Source organism: Alteromonas ulvae (assembly GCF_048987005.1).
Taxonomy (GTDB): domain Bacteria; phylum Pseudomonadota; class Gammaproteobacteria; order Enterobacterales; family Alteromonadaceae; genus Alteromonas.
Genome location: NZ_CP185261.1, coordinates 1,344,750 through 1,356,089 on the forward strand (window position 1 = coordinate 1,344,750; position 11,340 = coordinate 1,356,089).

Here is an 11,340-nt window from a genome sequence, read left to right on the forward strand (position 1 = left end):
TGTCCAGTCCCGCTTATAGCTTGGAAATATCCACAGCGTTCCAATGAGGGAAATGCTTACGCACTAATTCATTGAATTCTAATTCAAACTCAGAGAAGTTTGGAGAAGTGTGCTGTGCATCACCTGAAATTGCATCGATTACCATACCCGCGCCCACAGTTCCATTTGTAAGGCGATCAATAACGATAAACGAACCCGTCGGACGATTACGCTTATAAGGATCACAGGCAATAGGTTGGGTAAACTTCACATCAACCACACCAATTTCATTGAGGTTAAGGTGCATGGCGTCGGTTTTTTCCAGCGTGTTCACATCAATTTGATTATCGATATGCGCTACAACCCCTGGCGTTGACTTGGTCGCAAACTTAAACAAGTACTGCTTATTGGGCATTAGCGGTTCTTCTGACATCCATACAAGGTGTGTCTTGAACTGTGTAGACAGTAAAGGCAAGTTATCTGACTTGACAATCATGTCACCACGAGAGATGTCAATTTCGTCCTCAAGGGTTAGGGTGACTGCCTGTGGAACGTAAGCCCTTTCTTGGTCGCCTTCGAAAGTGACTACTTGCTTCACTTTTGACGTTTTACCTGAAGGCAGTGCAGTGATTTCATCGCCAGGCGCTACCTGGCCTGAAACCACTGTGCCTGCAAATCCTCGGAAGTCTAAATTGGGACGATTAACATATTGAACTGGGAATCTGAAATCGTCGTGATTATCGTCTTCTCCAATTTCGATATTCTCCAGCATTTCCATAAGCGGGATACCGTCAAACCACGGCGTTTTTTCGCTGATACTAACAACATTGTCGCCTTCAAGGGCAGAAAGCGGGACAAACTGAATGTCTGGAATATCAAGTTGTTTGGCAAAATCTAGATAATCCTTCTGAATTTGCTCGTACACTTCTTGTGAATAATCCATCAAGTCCATTTTGTTGATAGCAACAATAACGTGCTTAATACCCAATAAAGACACAAGGAAGGAGTGACGCTTGGTTTGTACTTTTACCCCGCCACGGGCATCGACAAGAATGATAGCTAGGTCACAATTAGAAGCACCGGTTACCATGTTACGCGTATATTGCTCATGCCCTGGTGTATCTGCAATGATGAACTTACGCTTGTCGGTAGAGAAATAGCGGTATGCTACGTCGATAGTAATGCCTTGTTCACGCTCAGACTGCAGACCGTCTACCAACAATGCAAGGTCTACTTTTTCGCCGGTAGTCCCAGACTTTTTGCTGTCTTTAGTAATAGCAGCTAGCTGATCCTCATAAATCATTTTTGAATCGTGAAGAAGGCGACCAATCAATGTACTTTTGCCGTCATCTACGCTTCCACATGTTAGGAAACGCAGCATGTCTTTCTCTTCATGTTGTTCTAGGTAAGACAGAATGTCTTGTCGTAGTAATTCGTTTTCGTTGTTCATGTTATGCGCTCACAAGGAAAAAAGGGTTTAACACAGATTCTTTCTGATTGTAGGTAAGATCTTCTGCATTTGAATCTAGTGGATTAGCCGGATCAAGGACAGTCACTTTAGCGCCTGCTGCAATAGCGACGGCATGCGCTGCCCCTGTATCCCATTCTGAGGTGGGGCCTAAACGTGGATAAAGATGAGCTTCACCCTCAGCCACTAAACAGAGTTTCAAAGAGCTACCCATGGCAACTAACTCAGTTTCACCGTCAAGTTGTGCTAATAGATTCTGAATTTCAGGGCTTTGATGAGAACGACTTCCAACGATTTTCCAAACGTCGTTTCCACTGTGCTTTGTCGCCGAAATAGGTGCAAAGTCACCATCTATTTCAGTCCAAGCACCTTCACCTACAATACCTACGTAGCTTTTATTTAATGCAGGTGCGTACACAATACCCATGGTTGGTTTACCATTTTCAATCAGCGCAATGTTTACCGTGAATTCACCATTTTTCTTGATGAACTCTTTTGTGCCGTCAAGAGGGTCAACCAGCCAATATGACTGCCATTGCTTACGCTCTTCCCAAGATATATCAGCCGATTCTTCAGAAAGAATAGGTAAGTCTGATTCTGCGGTAAGTGCATCAACAATCACGTTATGAGCGGCTAAGTCAGCTTCCGTAAGTGGGCTGGTATCTTGCTTTTCATAAATGGCAAAATCATTTTCATAAATCGCCATTATTTTATCGCCTGCCTCTTTGGCAATGCGCAGCACAGTTTGTGCTAAAGAATTAATTGGCAGTGTCATTTACACTAATCCTTTTTCGTGAAGCAAAGTGTATAACCGTTCAGCGGTCTGCTCTGCAGGTTCTTCCTGATACGTTAAGTGTACTTCTGGCGACTCAGGTGCTTCGTAGATAGAGTCGATGCCGGTAAAATCTTTGATTTCGCCGCTGCGGGCTTTCTTGTACAAGCCTTTAGGATCGCGCTGCTCGCAAACTTCAAGGGGGGTATCAACGAAAACTTCTACAAACTCCGTACCTTCAAGCAAGCTGCGACAATAGTCACGGTCTGCTTTAAATGGAGAAATAAACGCAGTCAGCACAATTGTGCCCGAGTCTACAAATAACTTGGCCACTTCACTGATGCGACGAATATTTTCAACTCTGTCTTTATCGCTAAAGCCTAAATCGCCACATAATCCGTGGCGCACGTTATCGCCATCAAGCAAATAGGTATGCTTTTGCTTTTCGTGAAGCTTTTTCTCAAGCAAATTAGCCAACGTAGATTTGCCAGAGCCACTTAACCCCGTTAACCAAAACACTCGTGGGCGCTGATTCAATTTTTCAGAGCGTGTAATCTTGTTCACTTCATGTTTGTGCCAAACAACATTGTCGGTGGCCATTAGAAGTACCCTTCCATTTTCTTTTTCTCCATAGACCCTGAGCTATCGTGATCAATCACTCGACCCTGTCGCTCGGAGGTTTTGGTGAGCAGCATTTCTTGAATAACTTCGGGCAGAGTTGCCGCTGTTGATTCTACTGCGCCTGTAAGCGGGTAGCAGCCTAGCGTTCTGAAACGTACCGAACGCATCTCGGGCACTTCACCTTCCTCAAGCGGCATGCGGTCATCATCTACCATAATAAGAACACCGTCGCGCTCCACAACAGGACGAGGTTTTGCTAAGTAAAGTTGTGGAATGTCTATGTTCTCAAGGTAGATATATTGCCAGATATCTAGCTCTGTCCAGTTTGACATTGGGAACACGCGGATACTTTCGCCTTTATTCACATGCGAATTGTAGATATTCCAAAGTTCAGGACGTTGGTTTTTCGGATCCCACCGGTGGTTGCTGTCGCGAAATGAATAGACACGCTCTTTAGCACGAGATTTTTCTTCATCGCGACGAGCTCCACCAAATGCTGCGTCAAATTGATACTTGTTGAGCGCTTGCTTTAGAGACTGAGTTTTCATGATATCAGTATGTTTTGCTGAACCATGGGAAAATGGACCTACACCCTGTTCAATACCTTCTTGATTGATATTTACAAGTAAGTCAAAGCCGTGTTTTTTTGCTTGCTCGTCACGAAACTTGATCATCTCTTTAAACTTCCACGTTGTATCGACGTGAAGAAGAGGAAACGGAATTTTACCCGGTGCAAAGGCTTTGCGCGCTAAGTGAAGTAATACCGAAGAGTCTTTCCCAACCGAGTAAAGCATTACTGGGTTATCGAACTCAGCAGCAACTTCTCGGAAAATTTGGATGCTCTCGGCTTCGAGTTGTTTCAAATGCGTTATAGATGGAATGCTAGCAGTCATTTTGAAGTCCGATTTATGTTATATAAAAAAAAGTTATATGCAGGTTGTTTTTATGTATAGAAAGATAACACATTTAATTTCAAAAGTAGTATGCCATTTTGCTATTTAAAATAGCTTTCTTATTCTCAAAAAAATAAACCCTATATAATTTAGCTATAAGTGCTATTTTTGGTACCCATAACGTAAAAAGCCCCAAACAACATTTTGCAGTTTGAGGCTTTTTGAACGGTTTAGATTAGCAACTATCTCGCATTGAGTTGCTTCTGAAATTCATCAAATGTTTCAGTTACACCCTCTCGAGGTTTACCAGACTTGCTCAAAATTATGATAGTTAAACTTGAAAGTACAAACCCAGGTACGATTTCATACATCCACGCTCCCAAAGCTTGGCCATTAATAGTAATAGGGAGATAGATCCACAGTAACACTGTAACAGCGCCTACAATCATGCCGCCTAGTGCTGCGCGACGAGTCATCTCACGTTTAAACAAGCTGAATAGGACTAATGGGCCAAATGCTGCGCCAAATCCAGCCCATGCATTACTAACGAGAGTGAGTATAGTGCTATCTCTGTCGTAAGCTAAGAATATTGACACTAAGGCTACTGCAACAACGCTAATGCGACCAGCAACCACTAACTCCTTATCAGATGCATCTTTACGTAAAAAAGCTTGATAGAAGTCGCTGGTTAATGAACTAGACGTCACCAGCAGTTGTGACGATATTGTGCTCATGATAGCCGCTAAAATAGCCGCGAGTAAAAAGCCACCAATTAACGGGTGAAAGAGAATTTGTGAGAGGTAAACAAATACGGTCTCAGGGTCAATTTCGTTACCATTACCCGTGATATACGCCAATCCAAACAACCCCGTCATTAACGCGCCGATGATAGACACTATCATCCAACTCATACCAATGTTTCGAGCTGCTGGAATATCTTTTACAGAGCGTATAGCCATGAATCGGACAATGATATGAGGCTGTCCGAAATAACCTAGTCCCCAAGACATCAGCGAAACAATACCAATAAAGGTAATCGTTTGATTATTGGAGGCATCCATGAACGCATCAAAGAGGGCAGGGTTAATGCTATCTAATGCGTCAATAGACGCACCAATACCGCCTAACTCATTAATGACCACTGCTGGCACCATGACAAGCGAAACAAACATGATACAGCCTTGCACAAAATCAGTCATGCTTACTGCCATGAACCCGCCTACCAAAGTATAGGCAACAACAACGCCGGCAGTGACATACAGGCCGGTTTCATAGCTAAGTCCAAACGATGTCTCAAATAACTTTCCGCCAGCCACAACGCCTGAAGACGTATACAAAGTAAAGAAAACAACAATCACAACAGAAGCAATCACTCTGAGGAGTCGAGAGTTATCTGCGAAGCGGTTTTCAAAATAATCTGGAATAGTAATAGAGTTATTTGCAACTTCGGTATAAATACGAAGGCGAGGAGCAACAAGTAAGTAGTTGGCCAGTGCACCAAGGGTCAAGCCAACGGCTATCCACCCTGCAGAGAGCCCTGAGACATACATTGCACCAGGAAGACCCATTAGCATCCACCCACTCATATCAGACGCACCAGCAGATAATGCAGTTACCGCGGGACCCAACTGCCGACCACCAAGCATATACCCCTCAACATTGGTATCTGTTTGCCGGTAAGCAAACAACCCAATTCCCAACATTACAACAAAATACAAACCCAACGAAATAATCGTACCAGTAGCCATATATGTTCCCTATGATTTTTTTATTATGCTATCACCATTATTTAGGAGTCTCCATGTAAGTAATTGCTTGCTGATTACTTTGTGAACAGTGTTTGGTTGTTGATTGCCTAAAAATAAAAAATCAATAGTTTCTATTTCGGCAATTCTGAAAACAACCACAATAAACATGATTAATGAGAGTGCCTAGCCTCAATCGTATCAATAAATACGAAGGTTAGGCGTTATTTTTTCTGCTATTTTCCATGTTTGCATAAAGAGTAAAAACTGACGTTTGTGTGTTTTAAATTGTAGGTTAGGAATGGGCGAGTGTTGTTGACTCAACGCGAGAGCGACCGCTGTTTTTGGCTTTATACAAAAGGTCGTTGCATATTTTAACCACCGAGTCTGAGCTGACTGACCCATTTAGCGCCACCACACCACTTGAAAACGAAACGGTAAACGCCTTGTCAGTATGATTCCAATGAGCGACTCGAGAAAACGAGTAATTAAGTTCATCAAGCACGCTTTTCACTTCTTTTTCACTGGAGTTCTCAAAATAGATTAAGAATTCTTCGCCACCGTAGCGGCAAAGTAAGTCGGATTTGCGTATCCGTTTGCGAATGGTTTGACTAAACGTATTTAGAACCTCATCACCTAGGGCATGACCGTATTTGTCGTTAATGCGCTTGAAATGATCGATATCGATAAGAGCGATACACGATGTGGGATGTTTTTTTAGCAAGGTTTTTAATTGTATTAGCATGGCACGGCGAGTGAGGGCACCGGTAAGCGAATCGGTATTCGCCTTGATGTCACTTTTCCTTTTCGCTATCCATAGCCACGTAGTTAGAATTGAAAAAATAATGGTTAGCAGGGCAAATACAGCAGTGCGCAAGCTTTCTCTTTCGCCACTAAGGTCTGTAGTTTGGCGCTGTAAAGCTTCAAGTTCTTTTTGCCTGTATTCTGCAAGCTCAACGTCTCTCGACAGCATACTTAAATCTGTATTATCTGTAAGCTTAAATTGCTCTGTATGATAGTTAACCAATGCTGTTCTGTAATTCTCTTGGTTTTCAAAGGCTTTCTCAACGTTACCTCTCACTGCATAGATATGTTTTAGCGCTTGAAATTTTCCCAGTATGGCACTCTTCTTGTATTGTACAGCGTTAAGTTTTTTTTCAAACGCCTTCTCGTATTCGCGAATTGCAGCTTCTAACTGGGAATCGCTTCCATTAACCGCAACGTACATAGCGTTAGCGATAGGTTTTGCATCAATGAGGTAAGTAGGTATATCAACAGATGAGTTCAAAACATTACTGGATAATTCTGTTAGCTTTTGTTTGTCACCTTCAGCAAGACGTGAGCTGTAAATACTCATAAGTAATAAATCAATGTAAATACTTTTGTAGTCTCGTACAGGAGGCATGTATTTTTTAGCGTCTTCAATTAAGGCTAAACCTTCGGCAAAGTAGCCAAGTCGGTTCAGAGCTGTAATTGCTAACAAAAAATCCACAGTGTCCAAAGTACTATATTGCTTTTTCAGGGCAATAAATTGTTTGGCGTGCTCAGCAGCCTTGCTGGGTAAATTTAAATCAAGATAGCTTTCAGAAAGTAATCTATGTGCATCATGAAGGTTGAATTCGTTTTCAAGTTTGTTGCTATTTTTAGGAACGCCTAGAAAGGGGATTGCATATTCTATTTCGTTAATTGAACGCATGGGAGAGGACGCAGAATACTCTGCAGCTAACCACATACTTGCCATCGCAACTGCTCGCTTATCGCCTGACTGAAGTATTTCTTGCTTGAGATTGTAAAGTAACGGAATAGTTGTACTCAAACGTTTCAGCGAGCCTTTGTAGTCGTTTACTCCTTTTATATAAAAATAATAGGCTTTTAAGTAAACATAGGTTCTTAAGTCTATCGATTTTAACTCAAGCCAATTTTTTTCTAACAGCGGCCGTTTAACTGTGATAGGAACTTGAAGCGAACCTTGGTGTTCTGCATTTGATAAAGCCATTACATGTCGAAAAACTACACTTACATCGGATTCATCAGACTGAATATTACTTAGTTGAAGTTGTCGAAGAATTTCTTCATTTGAAAGCTCAGAATGATAATTCCACTCATAAAGTACTGCATGCGTGAGATTGGCATAGGTATCTACTTTGTTTTTCATGTTTACGTCACTGCCAGAAACAAAGGACGTATACGTCACGAGAAACGCGAGTAAACATTTAAGCGCTAACTTATTTGCTGAGTTAAGAAGTAACGCTGTTGTGTCTAGAGTAAAACCAGCCCATTTTTTTAATCTACGGCTCACTTACTGCTCTTAATTTTATATTGTCTAAGACTAATTGAATTTGTATCGATAGATAATTGCGCACGGTTGCGAAGCTGCGATATGCTCATTAAATGGTGCATTTTAACGACATCAAATTATAGGGTTTACAGCGCGTAGTTGCACTTGAAATTTTGAAAATGAACCTATGGCTTTGTGCGCCATCAAGTCGACGTCGTTGGCATCAAGTTAGTTCAAGTACAAACTCGGCTTGCTTAAGCAGAAAACTGAATTCTATTGGCCACGGCGTCTTTCATAGTAGATAAATCGCTCCCTTTACTGCCAACGACGATTATATTCGCTTGTTGCATTTTGAAACTCTCCCCGTGAAAAGAATCATCTTCAAATTGGCTAGGTACTTTCATATTCTCACGACTTGGCACGACAAAAACTGACATTTTTCCCTGTGGTGTATTAACAATAAGGTGCAGGCTCTGTACGGTGCTAAGGTGGCAATAGTTAGCAACTTCTACGCCATCAATCATGGTGTCAAAGCTTGCGCCAAAGCTAGCCAGTTTCGCGTTTACCATATTTAAATCAACAGGCAACAGAGAATGAGACGCTTCTACATCAGCATATCGCATGTGGGCCAGTGCATGGTCCCCTAAACTAATGGACTGCTGCTGGAGCATGGTGAAGCTAATCCCCACAGCAAATGCGACAGATGCGGCTATCGCCACATACCAGCGACTTCTTTTTTTATATCGGTTAAATTCATCAGCAGATTGCTGCCAAATAAGTTTACTCGCTAAATCTTCTGGTACTTCAACTTTGAGGGTTTGCTTCAGTTTGTTGTTTAATGTTTTCTGTTCCTGCCAAAAAATGCGCTTATTTTCATCTGCGTTAGCAGCCGCGATAAGATCGCTGTCAGTGTTATCGGGATCAGCGTAAATTCTGCGCCTAAACTCTAATTCATCCATTAGCCTGACCTCTATGTTGGTTCTGTTTCTCAAGCGCCTCTTTTAACTGATTTCGAGCCCGAAAAAGCCTTGTCATTACTGTGTTTTTGTTGAGATCTAATTGAGTCGCTATTTCTTCACCACTAAAACCGAACAACAACTGCAGAATTAGCGGCTCTCTATATTCAATACTTAAGGTGCCGAGTAACCTATGCAGTTCTCGTTCTTTAATATCGCCTTCAGCTTGCTGAGTGTCGTCGTGAATAAAAACATCATCAATATCCAATAGCTCTAGCTGTTTTCGTTCAAAGCGGCGAGCATTTTCACGGCGCAATATCGTGATCAACCACCCTTTGGCAGCTTTTTCGTCATTTAAGGCGTCGAGAGAACGCCATGCCCGTAGGAATGTTTCTTGAACAATGTCTTCCGCCACACTTCTGTCTTTTACTAACCAGTAGGCATAACGAAAAATATCGGCGTGAAATGCTTTCACCAGGGCTTCATATCTTTGATGCTTTGCTTTCATACTCGATAAGACCTGAGTGTTATCGATTTTATTTCGAGCAAACATAAAATAAATTCCAAAAAGGGTTAATTTTTTAACGTCCCACACTAATTACCGAACCAAAAACACCTAAAAAGCATCTTTTGAGCAAAAAAAAGCGCCATGCTTTTAAGCGACGGCGCTTCTTAGCACTCTATTTGGAAAATACAGAACGTTTACATAGCGCTTTGGTTTGCTATCCAGCTATCGATGTTTTCCTCAAGCATTGAAAGCGGGACCGGTCCATACTTTAAAACTTCATCATGAAAATCTTTCCACTCGAAGTTGTCGCCGAGTTCGTTCATCGCTTTCTCGCGCAACTCCATAATTTTCAATTTTCCAATCATGTACGCTGTGGCCTGCCCAGGCATAGCAATATAGCGTTCAATAGCCTTTTGTGCGTCATATTCTGGGTTCGGCGTATTTTCTACCAAGTAATCGACGGCTTTTTCGCGAGACCATTTTTTTGCATGGATGCCGGTGTCTACGACAAGACGACAAGCACGCCAAAGCTCCATGGCTAATCTACCAAAGTCAGAATAGGGGTCTTCATAAAACCCCATATCTTTGGCAAGCTCCTCAGTATAAAGCCCCCAGCCCTCGGTATAAGCGGTAAAGCTTAAGAACTTTTGAAACTGCGGAATACCGTCGAGCTCTTGAGCAATAGCACGCTGCATATGATGACCTGGAATGCCTTCATGATATGCCAATGCCTCTAACTGGTAAGTTGGCATCGCTTTCATGTCATAAAGGTTAGCGTAGTATATGCCAGGTCTACTGCCATCTTGTGCCGGGCTCTGGTAGAAAGCTTTCCCCGCTGACTGTTCTCTAAACGCTTCAACACGTTTTACTACCATTGGCGCTTCGGGAAGTATTCCAAAATATTCAGGGATCATCTCTCTCATATCATCGATAGCTTGCTTAGCATCGTCTAGATATTGCTGTCTGCCCTCGGGAGTAGAAGGAAGGTAGAATTGGTCGTCTTCGCGCATAAATACGAAAAACTCTTGTAGGGTGCCTTCAAACCCTACTTCTTTCATAATGCCGCGCATGGCATTGTGAATACGTTCCACATTTTCTAAGCCAATATCATGTACTTCTTGAGCAGTGAGGTCGGTGGTAGTGAACCAGTTTAGACGGTTTTGGTACCACTTATCGCCATCAGGCAAACGCCATACACCATCGCCATCGGGTGATAATGTTTTTTGATGCTCAAGTTCATTGATAAAGCGGGTATAGGCTGGTTTAACTGACGCCGTAAGTGCGCGTTTAGCGTCTGTGATCAGCGTTGTCTTTTCACTGTCACTAATGTCCAATGCACCCACTTTATCTTGGAAGTCGTTCAATAATGTTGAAGGGGTGTCCGAGGCATCAAATGGCGCACCCTTTATCACATTTTCAGAGGCATCCACCATTTGGTCATAAGCCCATTTTGGCGGAAATACGCCAACTTTCTCTCTTATCTTCATTTGGTCGATAACTTGATCAAAGTAGGTACTTACATTATTCAATCTACCAATATACGCCACTGCATCTTCTTTGCTTTTCACACTATGAATGTTAATGAGGAAGCTTGGGACTTGGGTATGAGCCGCTCTGAATTGATGGACAACATACCTATGATGACGAAATTCGTCATTAGCCAAGTCTCTCTCAATGCCAAGCTTGTATAAACGCAAGCTCAACTTTTCTTGAGCACTCAGTTCTAGCGTGTCGAAATTCTCTAGTGTCTGTAGCCTGCTTTTGGCTATGGCAATGCTCGCGTCATTCTCTTCTTCGCTAATGTCATCCCACTTGTCATAATCCCATTTTTTACCTAAGTAGCTTTGAAAAAGTGGTGAGCGTTTCAGGTCTTCTTCAAATGAGCTCTCAAAAAACGTAGCAAGACGTTGGGATTCCGTTTGCCCTGACTCGCTCTGTGATTTTACTTCCGGCGCTTGGGATTGAGGTGTTTCATTGGCTGGTGAACAAGCCGTTAGCGTTAAAAGTGCTAACGCAACAGATGTTAGTGAAAAGAGTGACGTTTTCATGTTATCTCCTGGTAGTGGTTGGCCGCACTATTGTTAGTACGGCTATTATTATTGTTTTATTATCTTCTGTCG

General features: G+C 42.4%; 9 protein-coding genes. All 9 read right to left on the reverse strand.

Annotated features, from left to right (window positions below; translation table 11 throughout):
• Nucleotides 1–13 precede the first annotated feature (13 nt).
• The 9 genes from cysN to ACOJR9_RS05955 all read right to left on the reverse strand — a co-directional run bounded on the left by cysN (nt 14) and on the right by ACOJR9_RS05955 (nt 11,268).
• Nucleotides 14–1,429 carry a sulfate adenylyltransferase subunit CysN gene (gene cysN / locus ACOJR9_RS05915; protein WP_420935411.1) on the reverse strand — a complete coding sequence of 472 codons (1,416 nt, stop codon included), beginning with the start codon at nt 1,427–1,429 and terminating at the stop codon, nt 14–16.
• 1 nt (nt 1,430) lies between these two features.
• On the reverse strand, nt 1,431–2,222 hold the full coding sequence (cysQ, locus tag ACOJR9_RS05920; protein ID WP_420935412.1) for a 3'(2'),5'-bisphosphate nucleotidase CysQ: 792 nt from the start codon (nt 2,220–2,222) through the stop codon (nt 1,431–1,433).
• Complete coding sequence (cysC, locus tag ACOJR9_RS05925; RefSeq protein WP_420935413.1) at nt 2,223–2,819, reverse strand: adenylyl-sulfate kinase; 597 nt, start codon at nt 2,817–2,819, stop codon at nt 2,223–2,225. It abuts the gene before it with no gap.
• The gene (gene cysD / locus ACOJR9_RS05930; protein ID WP_420935414.1) at nt 2,819–3,733 is read right to left on the reverse strand and encodes a sulfate adenylyltransferase subunit CysD; all 915 of its coding nucleotides are present in this window, start codon (nt 3,731–3,733) and stop codon (nt 2,819–2,821) included. The genes cysC and cysD overlap by 1 nt, the downstream gene beginning before the upstream one ends.
• A 242-nt stretch (nt 3,734–3,975) precedes the next feature.
• Nucleotides 3,976–5,481, reverse strand: a complete 1,506-nt coding sequence (putP, locus tag ACOJR9_RS05935) for a sodium/proline symporter PutP (RefSeq protein ID WP_420935415.1) — start codon at nt 5,479–5,481, stop codon at nt 3,976–3,978.
• Between the two features lie 292 nt (nt 5,482–5,773).
• Nucleotides 5,774–7,777: a GGDEF domain-containing protein gene (locus ACOJR9_RS05940; RefSeq protein ID WP_420935416.1), complete on the reverse strand. Its 2,004-nt coding sequence runs from the start codon at nt 7,775–7,777 to the stop codon at nt 5,774–5,776.
• Nucleotides 7,778–8,010: 233 nt separating this feature from the next.
• Nucleotides 8,011–8,748, reverse strand: a complete 738-nt coding sequence (locus tag ACOJR9_RS05945; protein ID WP_420935417.1) for a DUF3379 family protein — start codon at nt 8,746–8,748, stop codon at nt 8,011–8,013.
• On the reverse strand, nt 8,708–9,265 hold the full coding sequence (locus ACOJR9_RS05950; RefSeq protein WP_420935418.1) for a sigma-70 family RNA polymerase sigma factor: 558 nt from the start codon (nt 9,263–9,265) through the stop codon (nt 8,708–8,710). Before ACOJR9_RS05950 ends, ACOJR9_RS05945 begins: the two co-directional genes overlap by 41 nt.
• Before the next feature lie 149 nt (nt 9,266–9,414).
• Complete coding sequence (locus tag ACOJR9_RS05955; RefSeq protein ID WP_420935419.1) at nt 9,415–11,268, reverse strand: DUF885 domain-containing protein; 1,854 nt, start codon at nt 11,266–11,268, stop codon at nt 9,415–9,417.
• Between the last annotated feature and the right edge of the window lie 72 nt (nt 11,269–11,340).

Coding starts and splice junctions, on each gene's coding strand:
- cysN (WP_420935411.1), bottom strand. CDS start 1,429: ATGAACAACGAAAACGAATTACTACGACAAGACATTCTGTCTTACCTA.
- cysQ (WP_420935412.1), bottom strand. CDS start 2,222: ATGACACTGCCAATTAATTCTTTAGCACAAACTGTGCTGCGCATTGCC.
- cysC (WP_420935413.1), bottom strand. CDS start 2,819: ATGGCCACCGACAATGTTGTTTGGCACAAACATGAAGTGAACAAGATT.
- cysD (WP_420935414.1), bottom strand. CDS start 3,733: ATGACTGCTAGCATTCCATCTATAACGCATTTGAAACAACTCGAAGCC.
- putP (WP_420935415.1), bottom strand. CDS start 5,481: ATGGCTACTGGTACGATTATTTCGTTGGGTTTGTATTTTGTTGTAATG.
- ACOJR9_RS05950 (WP_420935418.1), bottom strand. CDS start 9,265: ATGTTTGCTCGAAATAAAATCGATAACACTCAGGTCTTATCGAGTATG.
- ACOJR9_RS05955 (WP_420935419.1), bottom strand. CDS start 11,268: ATGAAAACGTCACTCTTTTCACTAACATCTGTTGCGTTAGCACTTTTA.